Source organism: Corynebacterium sp. LK2537 (assembly GCF_040946485.1).
In the GTDB taxonomy this organism is placed as follows: Bacteria; Actinomycetota; Actinomycetes; order Mycobacteriales; family Mycobacteriaceae; genus Corynebacterium.
In genome coordinates this window covers 1-21,513 of sequence record NZ_JAYWLQ010000004.1, presented here as the reverse complement: position 1 = coordinate 21,513, position 21,513 = coordinate 1, and the positions used below count along the sequence as shown (strand labels likewise).

Here is a 21,513-nt window from a genome sequence, read left to right as displayed (position 1 = left end):
TCAGTGCGTTGGCTGAGCGTGCTGTGTGCGTGTGTTTTCCCCGAGCAGGTGGCAGGTCCGGGCCACCCAGTTCGCTCCAGCCGCCACCCTAGCGCAGGGCGGCGGAGCACGCAGGGCGGGTGCGGGCGGCTACAACTTTTGTATAGCGCGAAAACCCGTAGAATGTGGGCTATGCCTACTTCTAGCGCCATGACAACGTCCAAGTCCGCCGAGCTTTTCGCACGAGCGGAGAAAGTGATCCCCGGCGGGGTGGATTCCCCGGTTCGGGCGTACGGTTCCGTCGGCGGGCAGGCCCGCGCTATTGCGCAGGGCAAGGGCTCGCAGCTGTGGGACGTGGACGGCAACACCTATGTGGACCTGGTCAGCTCCTACGGGCCGATGATTCACGGCAACGCGCACCCGAAGATCGTCGAAGCCGTGCAGTACGCGGTGGAAAAGGGCCTGAGCTTCGGCGCGACCGCTGAGGCCGAGGTGCAGCTGGCCGAGACCATCGTGGGCCGCACTGCCGTCGACAAGGTGCGCCTGGTCAACTCCGGCACGGAGGCCACCATGTCCGCGGTGCGCCTGGCCCGCGGTTTCACCGGCCGCCCGAAGGTCTTAAAGTTCGAGGGCTGCTACCACGGCCACGTGGACGCTCTGTTGGCCGCGGCCGGCTCCGGCGTGGCGACGCTGGGGCTGCCCGATAGCCCGGGCGTGACCGGCGCGCAGGCCCAGGACACCATCGTCGTGCCCTACAACGACCTGGAGGCCGTCCGCCAGGCTTTTGCCGAGAACCCCGGCCAGATCGCCTGCATCATCGCCGAGGCGGCGGCCGGCAACATGGGCACCGTCGCCCCGGACGAGGGCTACAACGCCGCGCTCAAGGAGATCGCGCACGCCGACGGCGCGCTGCTCATCCTGGACGAGGTCATGACGGGCTTCCGCACCTCCCACCAGGGCTGGTACGGCGTCGACCACGTCGCCGGCGACCTGGTGACCTTCGGCAAAGTGGTCTCCGGCGGGCTGCCCGCCGCAGCCTTTGGTGGCCGCGCCGACGTGATGGACTACCTCGCCCCGGTCGGGCCGGTTTACCAGGCCGGCACGCTGTCCGGTAACCCGGTGGCCATGGCCGCGGGCCTGGCCTCGCTGGAGCTGGCGGACGAAGAGCTCTACCCGCGCCTGCAGCAGCAGGCCGACCGCCTGGAAAAGCTCATCCACCGCGCCTTGGAGCGCGAGGGCGTGGCCCACCACGTCCAGCGCGCCGAGTCGATGCTCTCCATCCGCTTCGCCGAGGGCGAGGGCCGCAACTTCGCCGACATGCAGACGGCCGAGACCTGGCGTTTCACCCCCTTCTTCCACGCCCTGCTGGAAGGCGGCGTCATGGTTCCGCCGAGCGCTTTCGAGACCTGGTTTGTATCTGACGCGCTTAGCGACAATGATTTCGAGAGGATTGAAAACGCACTTGCCACGGCAGCGAAGGTCGCTGCCGCCGCAACAAAGGAGAACTAGTGACTGCCACCATCGTCCACCTGGTCCGCCACGGCGAGGTCTACAACCCGGGCAAGATCCTCTACGGCCGGATCCCGGGCTACCACCTGTCGTCCCGCGGGCACTCCATGGCGGCGCGCACGGCCGAAGTCTTCCGCGGCCATGACGTGACGTACCTGGCGGCCTCGCCGCTGCAGCGCACCCAGGAAACCGCCCAGCCCATCTCCAAGGTCACCGGCCTGGACGTGGAGCTGGACAAGACCATCATCGAGTCGGGCAACCGCTTCGAGGGCCTGCGGACCAAGGGCCTGCGCTCCCAGCTGTGGAACCCGCGCCGCTGGCCGCTGATGCGCAACCCGCTCGAGCCGTCCTGGGGCGAGCCTTATACCCAGATCGCGGATCGGATGATTAACGCGGTCGAGCGCGCCCGCGACAAGGCCGCCGGCCACGAGGCGGTGCTGGTCTCCCACCAGCTGCCCATCGTGATGGTCCAGCGCACCGTGCTGGGCCTGCGCCTGCCGCACGCCCCGTGGGCGCGGGAATGCGATCTGGCGTCCGTGACCTCCCTGGTTTTCCAGAACGAGGAGATCACTGACATCTATTACTCGTCCCCGGCCCACCAGATCTAGCCTTCTGGCCTCGTCTTTAAGTTCTTTAGCTGCCCATTATTAATTCAACGGTCTATTTTCCCGGCCTAGATTTTCAGGTGTATATGTCTTCCAAGTTTGTTGCCGCCGCTGCCGCGCTGATCGCGGCGGCGCTGACCCTGCCCGCCTGCCAGCAGTCGGAGGAAAACTCCAAGAACGCCGTCGCCACGGGGGAGACCTTCGAGTTCATCACCCCGGGCGGGCAGACGGAGATCCGCTACGCGCCCGAGGAGCGCAAGCCGCTGCAGGAGTTCAGCGGCGAGGACCTGATGAACGAGGGGGAGACCATCTCCCTGTCGGACTTCGACGACCAGATCGTGGTGCTCAACTCCTGGGGCCAGTGGTGCGCGCCGTGCCGCTCCGAGTCGGACGACCTGCAGCGGGTGCACGAAAAGCTCCAGGAAGACAAGGCCGGTACCGTCTTCGGCATCAACGTGCGCGACTACAACCCGCAGATTTCGCGCGACTTCAAAGAAGACAACGGCCTGGAGTACCCGTCCATCTATGACCCGCCGTTCAAGACAGCGGCGGCGCTGGGTGGCGTGCCCACCGCGGTCGTGCCCACCACCATCGTGCTGGACAAGCAGCACCGCCCGGCCGCCGTCTTCCTGCGCGAAATCACGGACCAAGACCTGCTGGAGGTCGTCGAGGAACTAGAGCAGGAGTCCGCCTAGCGTATGGAGACACAGCTAATCGTGGCCCAGTCGGGCCTGGGGCAGACCTTCGCGGACACCGCCGCGGCCGGGCCCATCCTGTTAGGAATCATCGCCGCGGCCGCCGCCGGCCTGGTCTCTTTCGCCTCCCCGTGCGTGGTCCCGCTGGTGCCCGGGTATATCTCCTACCTGGCCAGCGTGGTCGGCGGGGAGGTGACTTACGACGCGGAGTACGGCGCCCGCGTGGGCAAGCGCCGCCAGTGGGCGGTGGTCGGCGCGGCGCTGCTGTTTATCCTCGGCTTCAGCGTGGTCTTCGTGCTGGCGACGGTCTCCGTCTTCGGCGCGATCTCCGTGCTGACCTTAAACGCTGACACGCTCATGCGTATCGGCGGCGTGGTCACCATCCTCATGGGCGTGGTCTTTATGGGCCTGGTGCCCGCGCTGCAAAAAGACACCCGCTTGTCGCCCAAGCGCTGGACCACCTGGCTGGGCGCGCCGCTGTTGGGCGGCGTTTTCGCCCTGGGCTGGACCCCGTGCCTGGGCCCGACCCTGGCCGCCATCATCTCCGTGTCCGCGGGCACCGAGGGGATGACGGCGCTGCGCGGCACCATCCTCATCATCGGCTACTGCCTCGGCCTGGGCCTGCCCTTCCTGCTCGTGGCGCTGGGTTCGGCCCGGGCCATGCGCACGATTTCCTGGCTGGGTAAGCACTCGCGTACCGTGCAGTTAATCGGTGGCGTGGCCATGGTCCTGGTGGGCCTGGCACTGCTGACGGGCCTCTGGGGAGAATTCATCAACTGGATCCGGCAGTGGACCGTGGAATACGGCGCGACCCTCATTTAGTTAAGGAGCATTCGTGAAACAGATCGGCACCTGGCTCAAGCGGGGCTGGAACTGGCTGACCAGTATGCGCACCGCCTTGGCGCTGCTGTTTTTGCTGGCGGTCGCCGCGATCCCTGGCTCCCTGCTGCCGCAGCGTGACCTCAACGAGGCCAACGTCAACGAGTTCATCGAGACCAACGGCACCATCGCCGAGATCTACGACAAGCTGCAGCTTTTCGACGTCTTCTCCTCCACGTGGTTCATCGCCATCTTCGTGCTGCTGACCATCTCGCTCATCGGCTGCATCCTGCCGCGCTCGTGGAATCACTACAAGGCGTGGAAGACTCAGCCGACCCGCCCGCCCAAGTTCCTGACCCGCATGCCGCTGCACGCCGAGGGCACCTCGGAGCGCGGCATCGAGGAGCTCAGCGACAAGACCCAGGCGATGTTCAAGCGCTGGCGCGTGGCCCGCTACGAGCCGGGCGAGGATCGCGCCGGGGCGCTGGCCTTTTCGGCCGAGCGCGGCTACTCCCGCGAGCTGGCCAACCTGATTTTCCACGTCGCGCTCGTGGCCATGCTGGTCACCATCGCCGTGGGCCGCATGGTCTACTACGAGGGCCAGGTCATCGTGGTCACCGAGTCCGGCAAGCACGTTTCTGCCTCCGATGCCGAGCAATCCACCGAGTTCTGCAACACCTCGACGTCGAACTACGACTCCTTCCGCGCCGGCCCGCTCTTCGACGGCACGGGGCTGCACCCCTTCTGCCTGGTCGCGCACGATTTCACCGCGGACTACCTGCCGAACGGACAGGCGGAGATGTTTACCTCGAACGTCTCCTACGCCGAGGGCGAGGACATCTACGCCAGCGAAGAAGCCTGGGACGACTACGAGCTCAAGGTCAACCACCCGCTGCGCCTGGCCAATAACCGCGTCTACCTGCAGGGCCACGGCTTCGCGCCCACCGTGACGGTAGAGTGGCCGGACGGGGAGAAGCGCACGCAGACCATGCAGTTCCGCCCGGACGATCTGACGAACTTCCTGTCCTCGGGCGCCATGCGCTTCGACCCGCCGGCCGGCGTGTACCCGGACCTCTACGAGCGCCGCCAGAACCAGCTGGCCATCCAGGGCCTGTTCGCGCCGACGGCCAGCTGGTCCGGCGAGAACGGCGAGCTGCTGTCCTCGTCCTTCCCGTCCATGATGGACCCGGCGCTGGCCATCGACATCTACCGCGGCGACGCGGGCCTGGACACCGGCACGGCGCAGTCCATCTTCTCCCTGGACTCGACGCTGATGCACTCGGGCGCCCTGCAGAAGCTGGAGCGCGTCAACCTGGGGATGGGCGAGTCGGTCACGCTCGACGACGGCACCAAGGTCACCTTCGACGGCGCCAACGAGTTCGCCAACTACCAGGTCTCCTACGACCCGATGCAGTTCTGGGTGCTCGTCTCCGCACTGGTCATGCTGGCCTCCCTGGTCGGCTCGCTGGTCATCAAGCGCCGCCGCGTGTGGGTGCGCCTGCGCCCGAACGCCGACGGCACCACCGCCATTGAGATGGCGGGCCTGTCGCGCACGGACCGGGCCGGCTGGTCGGAAGAGTTCCACGTGCTCTACCGTGAGCTGCTGGAGCTGCCCGATCCGGAGGAGACGGAAGAGGACGAGCTCTACGATTACGAAGACAGATAATCCTCTCCATCTAAAGTTGGATTCCCGTGCTGGCCAGGGGTAGTCTAATCTGCGAACGCAATCTGTCAGAGTAGGTGTGTATGCCGGTCGATCAGAACCTGTCGAACTTTTCGGACATCGCGGTACAGACCGCGTTTGTCATCTATATCGTCGCCCTTTTCATGTCCCTGATGTACTACGGGCGCATGAAGAGCCTCTTGGAGACCCGCCGCGCGGCCCAGGAAGAAAAGGCGAAGGGTCGCAAGGAAAACAAGGAGCTCGCCGCGGTGGGCGCCGGGTCTAGCGACGCCGCCGCCACCCCCGTCGGGGCCTCGGGCGCCGAGCCCGCCCCGACCGCGGACGAGGTTGCACACCGTGAGCGCCGCGCCGACAAGATTGGCAACATGACCCAGTCGCTCATCTGGCTGGCCGTGGTCCTGCACCTGGTGGCGATTGTCCTGCGCGGCCTGGCCACCGGCCGTTTCCCGTTCGGCAACCTCTACGAGTACGTCCTGATGGTCACCGCCGGCACCATGGTCGTCGCCGCGATCTCCCTGCAACGCAAGCAGTGGCGCCCGCTGTGGCCGTGGCTGCTGACCCCGATGTTGGCCCTCCTGTTCTACGGCTCCACCAAGCTGTACGCGGAGTCCGCCCCGGTCGTCCCGGCGCTGCAGTCGCACTGGCTGCCCATCCACGTCACCACGGTCTCCGTGGGCGCGTCCATCGGTATTGTCTCCGGCATCGCCTCGATTCTGTATCTGCTGCGCCGCGCGCAGCCCAAGGGCGAGGAGCATGGCTTCCTGGGCACCATCACGATGATTTTGCCCTCGGCGAAGAAGCTGGACCAGCTGGCCTACCGCTTGGCGGTCATCACCCTGCCCACCCTTGGCTTAGGCATTGTCCTGGGCGCTATCTGGGCGGAGTCCGCCTGGGGCCGTTTCTGGGGCTGGGACCCGAAGGAGACCGTCTCCTTTGCCACCTGGATCCTCTACGCGGCCTACCTGCACATGCGCGCGACCCCCTCGGCCCGCAAGTACGCCCCCTGGGTCAACATCCTGGCGCTGGCCACCATGATCTTCAACCTGTTCTTCATTAACATGGTGGTCTCCGGCCTGCACTCCTACGCGGGCCTGAACTAGCCGCGAGCTTCCCACTAGCTCACTCCCACTAGCTCATTACTGCCGCGATTGGTGGCGGGAGGTCTACCGAATGGAAAACCGCACTCGTAACAAGCCCGGCAAGCCGGCCGGGGACAATCCGCAGTTGCTGCACTTGGGCGAGTACCTGGCCCGGTGCCGCCGGGAGCGCGGCATCCTGCAGCAAAAGCTCGCCGAGGACGCGGGCGTGTCCCGCTCGACGCTGCACACCATCGAGCACGGCGGCACGGGCGTGCGGTGGGAAAAGGTCGCGGCCGTGGCCCAGGCGCTGGGCCTGGAGCTCACGTTTAAGGACGCGTCCGAGTAGGCCGCACCCACATGCCCGCGGGGCTTAGGTCTCGTCCTGCGGGGGCTGCTGCCGGCGCTGGCGTTCCTGCTGGCGGCGCTGCTCGGCCTCCCGCGCCTCCCGCGCGCGGCGCTCCTTGAAGCGCTGCTTCTCAATGTTCCACAGGAACTCTTCGTCGTCATCCGGGCCCTTGATCTGCTTGGGGCTTGGGGCGCGGTTATCCGCCTGGATTTCGGTCCGCTTGCCCCACGTGCCGGGGCCGAAGGCCTTCCAGACTAGGATGACGGCGGCAACGATGAGGAGGAGAAGGATGAGGCGTCCCATGCCCTCCATAGTACTTAACCAAAAATTAACCGACTAGCTTAGGCGAAGGTAAAATGTCTGACGTGTCAGCCCACGATAACGAAGCCCAGAACCGCCCCGCGGCGACCCCGGAATCGACTCCCACGTCGGCCCCGGCTCACGATGCCACCCCGGCCACCCCGGCTGCCCCGGCAACCCCGGCGGGCGCCGCCCGGCCGGCCGGCCAGGCGGGTGCGGCGCAGGCTGCCGATGCGGCTACTGCCGCCGCGGGGGAGCGGGGCGAGCACGAGCCGCCCAAGCCCGACCCGGAGCTGCGCTCTGCCTCGCGCAAGGCGATGGCCAAGTACGGCCTGGCCCGCCTGGTTCTCTTCCTGGTCCTGACGGCGGTCATCCAGGGCCTGGCCATGCTCATTGGCGCCCCGGTGCCGCTGATCCTCTCCGCGCTGTTGGCCCTGTTCCTGGCGCTGCCGCTGTCTATGCTCATCTTCACCAAGTGGCGGCTCGAGGCCACGAATTCGCTGGCCGAGTACTCCCGCCAGCGCAAGGCCCACAAGGCCTGGGTCCAGCGCGAGCTGGCCGGCCGTAACTAGCGGCCGAAGAGGAAGGCTACCACCAGCATCACCGGCAGCGCGGCGAAGGTGGTCAGGAAGACCACGTCGCGGGCGACGGTCTGGCCGCGCTGGAAGGTGGCCGCGTAGTTGTAGACCTGCTGGGCCGTGGGCAGCGCGCAGAGGATAACCGCGGCGTAGGTGGCGTCGGCGCTCAGGCCGAAAATGCTCGCCAGGCCGAAGGCCGCCAGCGGCATGCCCACCAGTTTCAGCAGCGTTGCCGTCGCGGTGGGGCGGCGCGCGGAGGGATCGGAAAGCACCGCGGAGGTCTTCAGGGAGGCGCCGAAGCTCATCAGGATCATGGGGATGGACGCCCCGCCCAGCAGGCCGATGGGCTCCATGATGGGCGCCGGGATTTCCCAGCCGCGCCAGGCCACGATAAAGCCCAGGAAGCTGGCCACCACCATGGGGGAGAGCAGCCCGGTCTTGATCCCACCCAGCAGGGACTTGCCGCCCAGCGCGCCCAGGATGAGCGGGGTGAACAGAACCATCTGGATGAAGACGACGGGGATGGCATACGTGGAATCGCCCAGCACGTAGGTGCTCACCGGCAGGCCGATGTTGACGGAGTTGAAGTAGCTGGCCGCGGCCGCGCCGGAGGCGATATCCGGCAGGGACTGGCGGAAGTGCAGGGCCGCGTAGACGGCAGCGACCACGACGGTCGCCCCGATGACTACCAGGATGACCGGGGAGAAGACCACCCCGGGATCCGAGCGCGCCACGGAGTGGAAGAGCAAAGCCGGCGTCGCGGCGTAGAAGGCCACCCGGTTGAACATCAGGCGCTCGCGGTCGGAGCCGATGACCCCGCGCACGGCGAGCAGCCAGCCGACGAAGATGACGGCCAGGATGATGGCGAACCCGGTGATAACCCCTAGCATCTAGCGCACCTTTCCTGCAGTCGGTGGATCCTGCCTAGACGATGATCAGCGCGATGGCTACGACCACGGCCCAGATGAGCATGGCCCGGCCGGCCATGCCGAGGATCGGGATGAGCTCCCGGCCCTGGGCGCCGCGGTTGACGGTGCGCACCGCGCCGAGCGCGAACGGGAAGTAGACCAGGCCCAGCAGCGCCAGCCAGGAGTCGAAGGCGATGCCGATGGTCAGCAGCACCGGCAACAGCAGGAGCACGGTAAACAGCAGGCGGGCGCGCTCGTTGTCCAGGGTGACGGCCAAGGTGATCTTGCCGGTGGCGGCGTCCGAGGGGATATCGCGGATGTTGTTGGCCAGGTTGACCGCGGAGCTCATCGCGCCCACGCCCACGGCCAGCGCGAGGCCGGTCCAGGAGATGCGGCCGGCCTGGGTGAACTCGGTGCCCAGCACGGCCACCAGCCCGAAGAAGATGAAGACGGCGACCTCGCCGAGTCCGCGGTAGCCGTAGGGGTTCTTGCCGCCGGTATAAAACCATGCGCCGGCGATGCACAGCGCGCCGACGAGGATGAACCACCAGGCACCCGCCCACAGGGACAGGATGATGCCGGCGATGCCGGCCACGGCGAAGCAGCCGAAGGCGGCGTACTTGACGTGGGCGGGCTTGGCGAGCCCGCCGCCGGTGAGCCGCTGCGGGCCGGAGCGGTCATCGTCAGTGCCGCGAATGCCGTCGGAATAGTCGTTGGCAAAGTTGACGCCGATGATGAGCGCCCAGGCCACGATGAGCGCGAGCAGGGCCCGCCCGAGGTGGGCCTGGCCCAGCGAGGCGGCCGCGCCGGTGCCGGCGACGACCGGGGCGAAAGCGTTGGCCCAGGTGTGCGGCCGGGCCCCTTCAATCCAATCCGCGCGGGTGGCGGAGTACTTCTTTCCAGCAGCTGACATACAGCCCATTGTGCCACGCGCTCGGTTAGCGCTTTAACTAACTGCCGTCCCAGAGCCAGCCGGAATCCCAACTTACCCACCCGAAAGCACTAGTTCCGACCCGGCGAAGTCAACTTCCCCACTTAACTTCCCACTTAACTTCCCACAGTGTTATGTTAAATGGGAAGCTAAGTGGGAAGCTGGCGGAAGCGGGATAGGATGAACGAGAACGAGCTGGCGACTTTAGTCGCGAATCTGCGCCTCATAGGCACTGATGAGCAATCGGTTGAAGTTAAATCTGGCGTGGGTAAGAGCGTCCGCGAGTCTTTAAGCGCGTTTTCTAACGGCGACGGCGGGCTATTGCTTGTCGGACTTACTGAAGACTTGGCCTTCCAGCCGATTGAGGGGTTCGATGCGCGAAGAGCTCAAGACCAGCTTGAACAGCGCTGCCAGCAGCTAACTCCACCTGTGCGCCCCACAATCGATCTGATTCCCTTCGAGGGAGAGGTAATCCTTCGAGGGAGAGGTAATCCTGGCCGCTAAGATCGAGGCCCTTCCTAGCCGCGATAAGCCTTGTTACGTAACGGACCAAGGCAAATACGGCGGGAGTTATGTGCGCACTGGCGACGGTGACTTACGCTTGACGAACTACGAAATCGATCGTCTTGTGGAAGAGCATGCGCAGCCAAAGTGGGATGAAGAAGCCGTTGTCGAGGCAGGCGTAGATGATCTGGGTGATGCCCAGTTGTCCAGTTTCCTTGCCTTGCAGGAGAAACGCCGCCCTAAAACCTTCGCTGAGGGGCGTGATCTAGCGCTGAAGAGGTTGCGCATTACGAAGGGCAGCAATCCTACTTTGGCTGCGCTGCTTGTCATGGGCGAATACCCGCAGGAGTTCTACCCCCGGCTGACGGCCACCTTTGCTCTTTTTCCTGGTACAGACAAGGCAGAAGTGGCCACTGGCCACCGGCTGCTCGACAGCCAGACCATCACGGGAAGTATTCCAGAAATTGTTCAGGCAGGCGTGGCGGCTGTAGAGCGGAACATGCGTACAGGGGCGCTAATTGGAGATGTCTTCCGCACCGATGTCCCGGACTATCCGCCTGTTGCGGTACGAGAGGCACTCGTCAACGCGTTGATGCACCGCGACTACTCGCCGGCCAGCCTGGGCGCGCCGGTCCAGATCAATATGTTCGTCGACCGGCTGGAAATTACCAGTCCAGGTGGTCTCTACGGCGGGGTATCGGTGCGCACGCTCGGTGCACCAGGAGTTAGCTCCACAAGAAATCAGCGTATTACTACCTTCCTCGAAGACATCCCACTGCCGGGAGGCGGGGCTGTGGCGGAAAACCGGGGGACAGGAATCCCCACTATTCAACGTTCGCTAGCGGATGCGCTGATGCCCCCGCCGACTTATCTCAACCGAATCGACAGTTTTACGATCACCTTCCACCGGCGGCGAGTGGCCTCTACTGAAAGCTACGGGACCGCCCGTGATCAGGTTCTCGCACACCTGGAAAGCTATGTATCGGCTTCAACGACTGAGACTGTACATGCTACGGGGTTGAGTAGAACTGCAGTCCAGAAGGCGCTAAATGAATTAATTGCTGAAGGCAAGGTGGAGCGGACCGAGCCGACGAGGAGCCCGCGTCAACGTTATCGGCTTGTGCGCCGTTAGTCGGAGATTAGCCGGGTTTACTACTTCCCACTCAGCTTCCCACTTAACTTCCCACAGTGTTATGTTAAGTGGGAAGTTGAGTGGGAAGCTGGTGTAGTAGCCATGTTCTATTGTGCTCAGATGTGGCGTCGGGTGTTCTGGCGGCTGCGCCACGCATAGACACCGAGGGCGGCGGCGAAAACCACGGCGTTGGCTACGGTCATGGCGGCGGAGGTGGCAGCCTGGAGGTGGTAGGCGGCCCAGAAGCCGGCGATCGCCGTGCCGGTTGCTACCAGGCAGGCGAGCCCCAGCATGGGCAGCACGCGGTGGGCCAGCAGCCGGGCGGTGATGGCGGGGAAGACCATGAGCGCGATGACCAGCATGGCGCCGGCGGCGTGGAAGGCCGCGGTGGCGCTGAACGCCACCAGGGCCATGAACGCGGTGTGCAGGCCGCGGCCGCCTATTGCCTGGATGCGGCAGAACTCGGCATCGAAGGAGCTGGCCGTCAGCCGCGGGAAAGCCACGGCGACAAAGGCGGCGTTGATGATAAGCACGGTCAGCATGACCCAGAGGTAGTTCGGGTTGGCGAAAACCGCCAGGTTGAGATCACCGACCAGCACGGTGTGCACGTCCAAGTGGACGTGGGACATCTTGGTCGAAATCAGGATGGTGCCGAAGGCAAAGAGGGCGGGGAATACCAGGCCCAAGGAGGCATCGCCGGTGACTAGCTTGGCGCGGCCGAGCCACTCGGTGAGCAGGGCGACGGCCAGCCCGCCGAGCGCGGCGGTCAGCAGGAGCCAGGGTGAGCCGATATCCGCGGTGAACAGGTAGCCCACGGCGATGCCGGGCAGGACCGCGTGGCCGATGCCGTCGATGACCATGGACTCGCCCTTCAGCACGACAAAAATGCCGGGGATAGCGCAGGCCAGCGAAGTGAGGATGGCCAGCAAACAGGCGGAAAAAGCGAGACTCATGCGCGCACCTCCTGGCGGCGGCTTAAGCCTGTGCGGGCGAAGGATACGGCCACGAGGGCGGCCTGGACGAGGACGATGACCGGGCCGGTGGGCAGCGGTCCGTAGGCAATGGAGATATAGCACCCGACCGCGGCGGCCAGCCCGCCGAAGGCGGCAGACAGGGCAATGAAGGGGAGCAGGCGGGTGGTCCACTGCCGGGCGGCGGCAGCCGGGGCGATGACCACGGCCACCATCAACACCACGCCGGAGACCTTGACCCCGGAGACCGTGACCACCGTGAGCGCGAGGAAGCTTAACCAGTCCAGCACCCGGACAGCCAGGCCGGCCACCTGTGCAAAGGAGACGTCAAAGACGACGGCAGACTGTTTATCGTGTACCCAAGAAAGAATCAACAATGTGCCGACGCCAATGACGAGTATGAGGCTCACATCGGCGCGCGTGAGGGTGGAGGCATTCCCCAGCAGGTAGTCCTGGATGCCGGCCTTGCCGGGCAGGGGGTGGCGGGAAATGTACTGCATCAACAGCATGCCGAGTGAGAAGAATGTGGTTAAGGTGGCCGCCATGGCCGCGTCCGGGCGCAGCGGGGTGTGGCGTACCAGGGCGTTGATGATCGCCACGGCGAGCACCCCGGAAAGCACCGAGCCGACGACGAGCGCCAGCGGGTTACGGCCGTTTAGCCCCAGCATGGTGGCGGCGAGGAAGGCGACGAGCAGGCCGGGCAGGGCGGAGTGCGAGATCGCATCCGCCAGCAGCGACTGGCGCCGCAGGTAAATCAGCGGCCCCAGCGCCCCGGCGCACACGCCCAGGCCCACGGTGCCAACGAGGGCCTGCGTGTAGGTGTAGTTGTCTAAGAGATCGAGCGGGTTCATGCAGGCAACCCGAACATCTCATTGACCACGGAATCCTGCAGAGCCTCAGCCACCGGCCCGGTGGCCAGCACGCGGCCGTGGCCGAGGGCTACCACGTCGTCGCAGTAGTGGGTGACCTCCGCGAGGTTGTGGTGGACCAGCAGGACCGCGGCGCCGTCGTCGCGCCGGGCGCGGATGATGGCCATGATGGCGTCCTGGCTGGCGGCGTCCACGCCGGCGAAGGGCTCGTCCAGGATGAGCAGGTCGGGTTCATTCACCAGGGTGCGCGCCAGAAGCGTGCGCTGGCGCTGCCCGCCGGACAGCTGCCCGATGGGCATGCGCGCATGACTATCCATCCCGGTTTCGTGCAGGGCCTTCGTCACGGCCGCGCGGTCCGCGCGGCTGGGCCACTGCCACCAGCGCAAGCGCGGCAGCCGGCCCATGCGCACGACATCAGCCACGGTGGCGGGGAACTGCCAGTCGACGTCCGTGTGCTGGGGCATATAGCCCAGCCGTTGGCGGAAGCGGTCGAGGGACTGTCCGTCGAAGGACAGCTCCTCCGCCGCCAGCGGCTTGATCAGCCCGGTGAGGGTCTTGACCAGCGTGGACTTGCCCGCGCCGTTGGCGCCGACCAGCCCCGTAATCGCCCCGCGGCGCAGCGCGAAGGAGGCGTCTTTAAGAATTGCGTGCCTGCCGTAGCCGGCGGTCAGGTGGCTGACGCGGAGCATCGCCCGCTCGCAATCGCCGTTGCTGCGTGCCCGTGGCACCTGGTGAAGCGTGGACATTCTAGGACAGCGCCTCCGCAACGGCCTCGGCGTTGTGCTGGAAGGCGCCCAGGTAGGTATCCGTCGGCGCGGTCGGGCCCAGGGTATCGGCGAAAAGCTCCTGGTCGGAGACGTGAACGTCCCAGCCGCGGGAGTGGACCGCCTCCTTCAGGGAGGTAATGGCCTGCGGATTGGCCTGGTTGTCCTGGAAGATGACCGGCACCTTCTCCTTGGCGATGGTGTCGGCCAGCTCGGAGATCTGCGTCGGTGACAGCGCGGCCTCGGTGGTGACGAAGTCCGTGGCGTGGACCTCGAAGTTGAAGGTCTTGCCGAAGTAGTTGAAGGCGTCGTGGCCGGTGATCAGCACGCGCGGGTCGGCGCCTTCTAGCGCCTTTTCGGCCTTCGAGTGGGCGTCGGCGATCTTTTCTTCGTAAGAGTCGGCGGCCTTTTCGTAATCCGCGGCGTTGTCCGCATCGATCTCGCCGAGCTTGTCGCCGATTTCGTCGACCACTTGGGACCACAGCTGCGGGCTGTTCCAGATGTGCGGGTCGTAGAGTTTTTCGCCCTCCGGGCCCTGTTCCGGCCAGGGCAACAGGTCGCGCTTGTCGAGCTTCTCGCCGACGCCCAGCTGTTTGTCGCCCAGGGACTCGAGCTGGTCGATCATCTGGGCCTCGAGGTGCAGGCCGTTCCACAGGACCAGGTCGGCGTCGCGCATGGCCTCCATGTCCTGGGTGGTGGGCTGGTAGGTGTGCGGGTCGCCGCCCGGGCCGACCATGGTGGTGACCTCGGCGTCCGGGGCGATGTTGTGTACGGCGTCGGCTAGGTAGCCGGTGGTGGCGAAGACGGTCAGGGGTGTGCCCGCGCTGCCCGCCGATCCGGTGGATTCCGCGGAGTCGGACGAGCAGGCGGTCAGGGTGGCAGTCAGGGTAGCCAACGTCAGGGCCGTAGCGGCCAGGGAAGTGCGACGTTTCACCGTGGGTGCCACCTCCTTTCAAGAATATGGAAATGAATGTCGAAGTTCAATGGGTTGAATAACTAAGACCGTACACAGTGAACCCCGCGCTCTGCAACGAGCTAGCTAAAATAGCCCCCATGCATGTCAGCGATCTGCCCGAACGCACGCAGGACTACCTGAAGGTCCTGTGGGACTATGAGGAACGCCACGGCGAGGGCACCCCCATGGCGCTAGGTGAGCTCGCCACCGCGCTGCAGCAGAAGCTGCCCACGGCCTCCGAGGCGGTCAAGCGCCTGGCTAAGCAGGAGCTCGTGGTCCACGAGCGCTACTTCGGCGTGGGTCTGACCCCGACCGGCCGCGAGCTGGCCGTGGTGATGGCGCGGCGCCACCGCCTGCTAGAGACCTTCCTGGTGTGCACCCTCGGCTATAGCTGGGACGAGGTCCACGCCGAAGCGGACGCCCTGGAACACGCCACCTCCGATCGCTTCGTCGACGCTATCGATGCCCACCTGGGGCACCCGGTCCGCGACCCGCACGGCGATCCCATCCCGCGCGCGGACGGCAGTTCGGAGCCGCTGTCGCCGCAACGCCTCGCCCAGGCAGAACCCGGGGCAGAGGTGCTCCTCGAGCAGGTCAACGACTCCGACCCGGAGCTGCTGCGCTACCTCGACCGCTTTTCCGTGCACCCGGGATCGGCCTTGCGCGTGGTCGCCGCCCCCATGGCCGGGCTGTTAGAGGTGGCAACCTCCGCTGGGGCCACCTTCACCGTGGCCGAGGGCGTGGCCCAGGAAATGGTCGTCCGGCCGGCAGGTAACGACGGCTAGACTGGGCAGGTATGACTTCCCGCGTAGTTTTAGGCTGTACCTCCATGACCCCGCACTCCTACCCGGATTCCCCGCGCCGAGCGGAGATGGTCGACGTCCTGCGCGGCGCGCTGGAGGCCGGGGTGGATACCTTTGACACCTCGGAGATCCAGGGCCCGTTTACCGGCGAGGAACTGCTGGGCGAGGCCCTGGGCGGTCGCGGCACCGTGGTCACCAAATTCGGCTGGGAGATAGAAGGCGGCACCCCGACCGGCCGGCTCAACTCCCGCCCGGAGGTTATCCGGGCCAGCGCTGAGGGCTCGCTGCGGCGCCTAGGGAGGGACCAATTGGACGTCTACCTCCAGCACCGCGTGGACCCGCAGGTGCCCATCGAGGAGTTTGCGGGTACTGTCGGCGAGCTCATCCAGGAGGGCAAGGTCGCCCGTTTCGGCCTGTGCGAGGCCGCCCCGGATACCATCCGTCGCGCGCATGCGGAATGCCCGCTCAGCGTTATCCAGCACGAATATTCCCTGTGGACCCGTGGCCCGGAGGCCACCGTCCTGCCGGTCGCCCGCGAGCTGGGCCTGGATTTCATGGCCTATTCCCCGCTGGGCAAGGGCTTTTTGGCCGGCTCGGCCCAGCCGAACGATGACTCCTCGTCGCCGCGCCTGCACGCGGAGAACTTCGCGGCGAATAGGCAGCTGGCTCAGGCCCTCTTCGCGCTGGCCGAGGAGTGGGGGATGACCCCGGCGCAGCTCGCGCTGGGCTGGCTGCTGGCCCAGGGCACGGATATCTACCCGGTGGCCGGCAGCACCAACCTGGAGCGCATCCGCGCCAACGCCGCGGCACAGCCGCTGGACCCGGCCCAGGTCGAGGCCGTCGATGCCGCCGTGGCCGCCCACCCCGTGGCCGGCGCGCGCTACACGGACAAGCACCTGTCGTTTATGGATGCTGGCCTGGAAAACTAGGCCGGCGGCACAGCCCTAGCCGGCGCTATCGGCCTAGCCGGCGACGGCCGGCTCGCGGACTGGGACGGGCGTCGCCTTGGGCGGGCTGAGGCGCCGCAGCGCGGCGGCCAAGACCAGCTCGATTGGCCCGCGGGAGAACTTGGACAGCCACAGGCGGCTAAAGACCACCAGGAAGGCGCAGATGCCCAGGTAGATGCCCAGCACCCACCAGGTCTGCCCCCGCCCGGAGATGCGCTGGGTCATCCCCAGGCCGAAGTCATAGAAGATCAGGGACGCCAGGATGTTCTGCAGGATATAGCAGCTCAGGGCCATCCGGCCGACGGCTTGGAGGCAGCGGCCGATAACGCCGGCGTGGTTGTTCTTGCGCACGTAGAACTCCGCCACGGCGGCCAGGATCCCGAAGGCCGCGAACGAGGAGGTCAGGTAGCGGGTAATCGCGCTGGCGTCCATGGTGGCAAAGGCGCGCAGGGCCCAGTCCAGGGGTAGGCCGACGCCGAAGGCGAGCAGGAGCACCCGGCGGCGCAGGCGAGATTGCGCGGGGAGGAAGAGGCCGGCGCGGTAGAGGCGCGCGCCGATGAGGAAGAGGGCAATGCCCATGGCAAACATGATGGCTACCTCGTAGCGCCCGCTCCAGAAGCCCGCGAGGCGGTCCTGGACCATCGGCCAGTAGTGCGAGGTGTCGGGGAAGAGCTCCTCCCAGATGTTTGCGTCATCGCCCATCGCGTTGAGATCCATTTGGGCCGCGTGCTTGCCCTGCCAGTTGCTCACGGTGATAAGTCCCAGGACCACCAGGTGGACGCTCAGCGAGAGGCCGATGGCCCAGTTCTGGACCTTCTCGCTGCGGGCGAGCAGCCCGGCTACGACCAGCGCGATGAGGCCGTAGCCCATGAGCACGTCGTAGGAGAAGATGAAGATGTAGTGCAGCAGGCCTTCGAGGACCAGAAGGCCCGCCCGCCAGCGGTAGCCGCCGGGCCAGGGGAGGCCGCGGCGCAGCGCGGACTGGCGCTGGATCTCCATGCCGATGCCGAACATGATGGTCAGCAGGCCGAGGAATTTGCCGTCGCTGACCAGGTAGAGGAGGAAGTCGACGAGCAGCTCGTCTTTCGGTCCGGTGGCGGTGCCGGTGAACCAATTCGTGACCTCCTGCGCCATGGTGGAGGTGGAGAGCACGGTGTCGAAGTCCCGCGCCAGGTTGGCGAAGATCCAGATATTGGTGAGCAAGGTGCCCAGGATGGCGACGCCGCGCAGGACGTCCAGAGCCACAATGCGAGACGCCGGCAACGCCCCGTGTCCTTTATTCATGTAGAGCCTTCTTTCTGCTTCGAATTGACTGAGCAGAAACTCTAAACGCGACGGGTGGAAAGTTACTGGGGCTAGCATGCGCGCTGGCCCCGAAGATGCCGCTAACTAGCCCTGGAAAAGCTGGATGATTGCTTGGCGGTTGACCTTGCCCGGGCCGGTGGTGGGAAGCTCGTCCATCCGGCGCAGATCCTTGGGCAGCTGCCAGCGTGGGGTATCGGTTTCCTCGAGCGCGTCGATGATGTCCCCGCGGGAGGCCCAGCCGGTGTAGGCGGCCACGATGGCCTGGCCCAGCCGCGGGTGGGGGACACCGACCACGCAGACGTCGTTGACGCCGGGCACGGACTGGATGGCGCGCTCGAGCACCTCGGGGTGCAGCTTCAGCCCGCCCGAGTCGATGATGTTGTCCAGGCGGCCGGTGACCTCCAGCCGGGCGGTCTCGCCCTGGCCGTGGAGGAGACCGCCGTCGGAGGTGGCGAACCAGCCGGGCCGGGCGAAGGCCGGGTGATCCGGCACGTTGCGGTAGCCCTGGGCGATGGTGGGCCCGCCCAGGTAGATGCGGCCGTTGTCCACGGCGACCTGGGTGCCGGGCAGGGCCTGGCCGTCGTAGACGCAGCCGCCGGCGGTCTCGGAGGAGCCGTAGGTGGTCACGACGGCGATGTCCAGCTTGGCCGCGGACTCGGCGAGCTGCGGGTGCAGGGCCGCGCCGCCGACCAGGATGGCGTCGAAGGCGCGCAGCGCCTCGATGCCGGCCAGGGAGTCTAGCGCCTTGCCCAGCTGCATGGGGGTCAGGCCGGTGTAGAGGCGATCCCCGGTGCGGTTAAGTTCTGCGGCGGCGTGGGCGAAGGCGTCCACGTTGAAGCCTTCCGTCAGATCCAGGCACCAGGGATCCACGCCGGCGACGAGCGATCGGACCAAGACTTGGAGGCCGGCGATGTGGTGGGCGGGCATCGCCAGCAGCCACTGGCCGGGCCCGCCCAGGCGCTGGTGGGTGGCGTCCGCGCTGGCGACCAGGTTGACCGCGGTTAGCTGCGCGCCCTTCGGGGTGCCCGTGGACCCGGAGGTGGGTACCACCAGGGCGATGTCGGCGTCGATGGGCTGGCCGCAGCGCTGGGAATTGGTCAGCACGGTGGTCTTGGCGCGGTCCGTGGCGGGCACGGGCAGAAAAGACTTATGCCCCGCTATCGCCGCCTCCAGGTCGGGGAGGATGGCGGCGGGCCGGTCGGGGTGGACGGCTAGCGGGGCGAGGAGATGAGTCACGGTCACATAGTTTAGCCGCGGGCGGCGCGTTTGCCGAAGAAGATGCGGTCCAGGGAAATCTGGCCGGCGCCAACGGCGACGAAGGTGAGGGCGGCCGCGGCGATTGCGCCGACGAGCTCCCAGCCGCCACCGTCGATGAACAGGCCGGAGGAGAAGTGGTTGGCGAAGACGCCGGCGCCGATCATCTGCAGGACGACTAGGCCGCTGACCCAGCGGGTGAACAGGCCGGCGATGATGAGGATGCCGCCCACGAATTCGATGACGGCTGCCACGACGGCGGCCAGGCTGGCGGCCGGCACGCCCATGGCGTCGAAGGAGTCGGTGGTTCCGGCAATTCCCCACTCGCTGAACTTCTGCCAGCCGTGGCCCATGAGGATAATGCCGAGGGCAATACGGGAAACAAGGAGGGTAATAGAGCTGCTGATTCTCATGGCCAACACTTTACATTTTAACTAATGTGCTGTCCATTCCAGAGAGAAAACTTGTTGAAAAGTCCGCAAAAATTATCGCAGACACATCAGAATTTATTAAGCGTACGGTTGGGCTTTTGGCACTTCCGAAGAATGCTGACAACCGTCCCGTTGTAGTCATCGGCGCTGGCGTTTGGGCCAGCGCACCTCTTTGATGCTTTCCGTCCGCGGCGGAGTAGTGCACTTGCCCGACCCCGTCTCCCCGGAGGCCCTCGATAGGGCCAAGGCCTATATCGACGCCAACCTGGAAGAGCACGTGGCCAACTTCAACGAGACCAAGGGCGGCGGCTTTTCCGCCGGCGAGGTCAAGTACTTCAACGACAACAACGAGGCCGCCCGTGGCGCCTGGCTGGTCATCGAGGCCGTCCCCGAGGTCGTCGATATCAAGAACGACACCTACGAGGGTCTTAAGGACGCCCTCGACGACGATGCCGTGTTGGCTACCAACTCCTCGTCCTACGCGTCGAGCACCTTCGTCGACCACGTCAAGGATCCGACCCGCTTTTTGAACCTGCACTTCGCCATGCCGCCGGTGCAGAACTTCATCGAGATCATGGGCTCCGGCCAGACCGACCAGGAGCTCTTCGACTTCATGCTGGAGCACATGGCCACCTACGGCCTGCAGGTCGTGCCGGTGTACAAGGAATCCACCGGCTTTGCCATCAACCGCGTCTGGGCCGCCATCAAGCGTGAGGTCCTCACCGTCCTGGGCGAGGGCGTCTCCGATCCGGAGGCTATCGATGCCGCCTTCAAGGAACTGACCCAGGGCACCGTCGGCCCGGTGGAGATGATGGACCGCGTCGGCCTGGACACGGTGCGCAACATCGAGCGCCACTACGACGACGAGCTGCCCTGGACCCCCGACCCCCCGCTGGAGCTGCTGGACAAGATGGTCGACGACGGCAAGCTCGGCCTGAAGTCCGGCGAGGGCTTCTACCGCTGGGAAAACGGCCAGCCGCAGAAGTAGCGGCTAGTAGTAATAGGGGAAGTCGTCCCAGTTGGGCTCGCGCTTTTCGAGGAAAGCCTCCTTGCCCTCGACCGCCTCATCGGTCATGTAGGCCAAGCGGGTCGCCTCCCCGGCGAAGACCTGCTGGCCCATCAGGCCGTCATCGGTCAAGTTAAACGCGAACTTCAGCATGCGCTGCGCGGTGGGGGACTTCATGTTGATTTCGCGGCCCATTTGGATAGCCGTGTCCTCGAGCTCGCCGTGATCGGCGACCTCGTTGACCGCGCCCATCTCGTACATCCGCTGGGCGTCGTAGGTCCGGCCCAGGAAGAAGATCTCGCGCGCGTACTTCTGGCCCACCATCTTGGCCAGGTAGGCGGAACCAAAGCCGGCGTCAAAGGATCCGACGTCCGCGTCGGTCTGCTTGAAGCGCGCCTCCTGGCGGCTGGCGACCGTCATATCGCAGACCACGTGCAGCGAGTGCCCGCCGCCGGCCGCCCAGCCGTTGACCACGGCGATAACCACCTTCGGCATGGTCCGAATCAGGCGCTGGACCTCCAGGATGTGCAGGCGCCCGCCCTCGACCTTCTCGCGCGCGGTATCCACCGTGGACTCGTCCGCCGTGGCGTCATCGTGCGCGTGCTCCGTGGCGTAGCGGTACCCGGAGCGACCACGAATACGCTGGTCGCCGCCGGAGCAAAACGCCCAGCCGCCGTCCTTCTGGCTGGGCCCGTTACCGGTCAGCAGCACCGTGCCCACATCAGGCGTGCGCCGCGCGTGGTCCAGCACCCGGTACAGCTCATCCACCGTGTGCGGCCGGAAAGCGTTGCGCACCTCCGGCCGGTCAATCGCCACGCGCACAATCCCATCCGCCCGGCTCTCCCCGCGCAGCCGGTGGTAGGTCACATCCGTCAAGTCCTCGAAGCCGGCAACCGGCGCCCACATCTCCGCCTTGAACGGGTTGTCCGTGCTGTATTTCCTTTGCTCAGTCATGGTCTCGACTGTAGTCAATCCCGACGGACAAAAGGCGTGCGGGCACCGCTCTAAACCCGGCTCCATGAAAGAGGGCCAGAAGAACCGAAGTCCAAAAGAATAGAAACCTACAAGCGAACCAGAAAACCTCAAGCCCCACGGTTGACTTCACCAAACCCTGAAGTAAACTTGTAAACCTCAAGCCG

24 protein-coding genes are annotated in these 21,513 nt (G+C 65.9%); 13 read left to right on the top strand and 11 right to left on the bottom strand.

The window, feature by feature from the left end; all coding sequences use genetic code 11:
* The first annotated feature begins 162 nt into the window (after window positions 1-162).
* The 7 genes from hemL (at window position 163) to VVS03_RS06260 (ending at window position 6,716) form a co-directional block, all read left to right on the top strand.
* Window positions 163-1,488 (top strand): glutamate-1-semialdehyde 2,1-aminomutase, encoded by a 1,326-nt coding sequence (hemL, locus tag VVS03_RS06290; protein WP_368520865.1) that lies wholly within the window; start codon window positions 163-165, stop codon window positions 1,486-1,488.
* Window positions 1,488-2,096: a histidine phosphatase family protein gene (locus VVS03_RS06285; RefSeq protein ID WP_368520864.1), complete on the top strand. Its 609-nt coding sequence runs from the start codon at window positions 1,488-1,490 to the stop codon at window positions 2,094-2,096. Before hemL ends, VVS03_RS06285 begins: the two co-directional genes overlap by 1 nt.
* Before the next feature lie 83 nt (window positions 2,097-2,179).
* Complete coding sequence (locus tag VVS03_RS06280; RefSeq protein WP_368520863.1) at window positions 2,180-2,788, top strand: TlpA disulfide reductase family protein; 609 nt, start codon at window positions 2,180-2,182, stop codon at window positions 2,786-2,788.
* 3 nt (window positions 2,789-2,791) lie between these two features.
* On the top strand, window positions 2,792-3,610 hold the full coding sequence (locus VVS03_RS06275; protein WP_368520862.1) for a cytochrome c biogenesis CcdA family protein: 819 nt from the start codon (window positions 2,792-2,794) through the stop codon (window positions 3,608-3,610).
* Window positions 3,611-3,674: 64 nt separating this feature from the next.
* Complete coding sequence (locus VVS03_RS06270; RefSeq protein WP_368520898.1) at window positions 3,675-5,273, top strand: cytochrome c biogenesis protein ResB; 1,599 nt, start codon at window positions 3,675-3,677, stop codon at window positions 5,271-5,273.
* A gap of 80 nt (window positions 5,274-5,353) precedes the next feature.
* Window positions 5,354-6,391 (top strand): c-type cytochrome biogenesis protein CcsB, encoded by a 1,038-nt coding sequence (ccsB, locus tag VVS03_RS06265; protein WP_368520861.1) that lies wholly within the window; start codon window positions 5,354-5,356, stop codon window positions 6,389-6,391.
* 70 nt (window positions 6,392-6,461) lie between these two features.
* Window positions 6,462-6,716, top strand: a complete 255-nt coding sequence (locus VVS03_RS06260) for a helix-turn-helix domain-containing protein (RefSeq protein ID WP_368520860.1) — start codon at window positions 6,462-6,464, stop codon at window positions 6,714-6,716.
* 24 nt (window positions 6,717-6,740) lie between these two features.
* Here the strand turns inward: VVS03_RS06260 and VVS03_RS06255 are convergent, their stop codons facing one another.
* A complete protein-coding gene (locus tag VVS03_RS06255) occupies window positions 6,741-7,019 on the bottom strand; it encodes a hypothetical protein (protein WP_368520859.1) in 279 nt (92 codons plus the stop codon).
* A gap of 314 nt (window positions 7,020-7,333) precedes the next feature.
* Between VVS03_RS06255 and VVS03_RS06250 the strand changes: the two genes are divergently transcribed.
* Window positions 7,334-7,588, top strand: a complete 255-nt coding sequence (locus VVS03_RS06250) for a DUF4229 domain-containing protein (RefSeq protein ID WP_368520897.1) — start codon at window positions 7,334-7,336, stop codon at window positions 7,586-7,588.
* On the opposite strand, the gene VVS03_RS06245 is transcribed toward VVS03_RS06250, so the two are convergent.
* Both VVS03_RS06245 and VVS03_RS06240 read right to left on the bottom strand, forming a co-directional pair.
* A complete protein-coding gene (locus VVS03_RS06245; protein WP_368520858.1) occupies window positions 7,585-8,484 on the bottom strand; it encodes an AEC family transporter in 900 nt (299 codons plus the stop codon). The two genes, VVS03_RS06250 and VVS03_RS06245, sit on opposite strands and share 4 nt — an antisense overlap.
* Window positions 8,485-8,518: 34 nt before the next feature.
* Window positions 8,519-9,415: a 1,4-dihydroxy-2-naphthoate polyprenyltransferase gene (locus VVS03_RS06240; RefSeq protein WP_368520857.1), complete on the bottom strand. Its 897-nt coding sequence runs from the start codon at window positions 9,413-9,415 to the stop codon at window positions 8,519-8,521.
* A 198-nt stretch (window positions 9,416-9,613) separates the two neighbouring features.
* On the opposite strand from VVS03_RS06240, the gene VVS03_RS11315 reads away from it, so the two are divergent.
* Window positions 9,614-9,937, top strand: coding sequence for an RNA-binding domain-containing protein (locus VVS03_RS11315; RefSeq protein ID WP_409338333.1), 324 nt, complete (start codon window positions 9,614-9,616; stop codon window positions 9,935-9,937).
* Between the two features lie 97 nt (window positions 9,938-10,034).
* Window positions 10,035-11,069: an ATP-binding protein gene (locus tag VVS03_RS06235; protein ID WP_409338332.1), complete on the top strand. Its 1,035-nt coding sequence runs from the start codon at window positions 10,035-10,037 to the stop codon at window positions 11,067-11,069.
* A gap of 116 nt (window positions 11,070-11,185) precedes the next feature.
* Here VVS03_RS06235 and VVS03_RS06230 read toward each other — a convergent pair whose 3' ends face one another.
* Genes VVS03_RS06230 through VVS03_RS06215 form a run of 4 tightly spaced genes read right to left on the bottom strand, consistent with a single transcriptional unit; the run spans window position 11,186 to window position 14,607 of the window.
* Complete coding sequence (locus VVS03_RS06230) at window positions 11,186-12,022, bottom strand: metal ABC transporter permease (protein WP_296202307.1); 837 nt, start codon at window positions 12,020-12,022, stop codon at window positions 11,186-11,188.
* Window positions 12,019-12,891 carry a metal ABC transporter permease gene (locus VVS03_RS06225; protein WP_368520855.1) on the bottom strand — a complete coding sequence of 291 codons (873 nt, stop codon included), beginning with the start codon at window positions 12,889-12,891 and terminating at the stop codon, window positions 12,019-12,021. The genes VVS03_RS06230 and VVS03_RS06225 overlap by 4 nt, the downstream gene beginning before the upstream one ends.
* A complete protein-coding gene (locus tag VVS03_RS06220; protein WP_368520854.1) occupies window positions 12,888-13,655 on the bottom strand; it encodes a metal ABC transporter ATP-binding protein in 768 nt (255 codons plus the stop codon). Before VVS03_RS06220 ends, VVS03_RS06225 begins: the two co-directional genes overlap by 4 nt.
* A 1-nt stretch (window position 13,656) precedes the next feature.
* Window positions 13,657-14,607, bottom strand: coding sequence for a metal ABC transporter substrate-binding protein (locus VVS03_RS06215; RefSeq protein ID WP_368520853.1), 951 nt, complete (start codon window positions 14,605-14,607; stop codon window positions 13,657-13,659).
* A gap of 119 nt (window positions 14,608-14,726) precedes the next feature.
* On the opposite strand from VVS03_RS06215, the gene VVS03_RS06210 reads away from it, so the two are divergent.
* Both VVS03_RS06210 and VVS03_RS06205 read left to right on the top strand, forming a co-directional pair.
* On the top strand, window positions 14,727-15,413 hold the full coding sequence (locus VVS03_RS06210) for a metal-dependent transcriptional regulator (protein ID WP_368520852.1): 687 nt from the start codon (window positions 14,727-14,729) through the stop codon (window positions 15,411-15,413).
* 11 nt (window positions 15,414-15,424) lie between these two features.
* Window positions 15,425-16,360: an aldo/keto reductase gene (locus VVS03_RS06205; protein ID WP_368520851.1), complete on the top strand. Its 936-nt coding sequence runs from the start codon at window positions 15,425-15,427 to the stop codon at window positions 16,358-16,360.
* 33 nt (window positions 16,361-16,393) lie between these two features.
* Here VVS03_RS06205 and VVS03_RS06200 read toward each other — a convergent pair whose 3' ends face one another.
* From VVS03_RS06200 to VVS03_RS06190, 3 genes are all read right to left on the bottom strand, one after another.
* A complete protein-coding gene (locus VVS03_RS06200) occupies window positions 16,394-17,662 on the bottom strand; it encodes a DUF418 domain-containing protein (protein ID WP_368520850.1) in 1,269 nt (422 codons plus the stop codon).
* 105 nt (window positions 17,663-17,767) lie between these two features.
* Window positions 17,768-18,919 carry an o-succinylbenzoate--CoA ligase gene (gene menE / locus VVS03_RS06195; protein WP_368520849.1) on the bottom strand — a complete coding sequence of 384 codons (1,152 nt, stop codon included), beginning with the start codon at window positions 18,917-18,919 and terminating at the stop codon, window positions 17,768-17,770.
* Window positions 18,920-18,930: 11 nt separating this feature from the next.
* Window positions 18,931-19,350 (bottom strand): DoxX family protein, encoded by a 420-nt coding sequence (locus tag VVS03_RS06190; protein ID WP_368520848.1) that lies wholly within the window; start codon window positions 19,348-19,350, stop codon window positions 18,931-18,933.
* A 172-nt stretch (window positions 19,351-19,522) separates the two neighbouring features.
* Between VVS03_RS06190 and VVS03_RS06185 the strand changes: the two genes are divergently transcribed.
* Window positions 19,523-20,356, top strand: a complete 834-nt coding sequence (locus VVS03_RS06185; RefSeq protein WP_368520847.1) for a 3-hydroxyacyl-CoA dehydrogenase family protein — start codon at window positions 19,523-19,525, stop codon at window positions 20,354-20,356.
* Window positions 20,357-20,359: 3 nt separating this feature from the next.
* Here VVS03_RS06185 and VVS03_RS06180 read toward each other — a convergent pair whose 3' ends face one another.
* Window positions 20,360-21,328 carry a 1,4-dihydroxy-2-naphthoyl-CoA synthase gene (locus tag VVS03_RS06180; RefSeq protein ID WP_368520846.1) on the bottom strand — a complete coding sequence of 323 codons (969 nt, stop codon included), beginning with the start codon at window positions 21,326-21,328 and terminating at the stop codon, window positions 20,360-20,362.
* Between the last annotated feature and the right edge of the window lie 185 nt (window positions 21,329-21,513).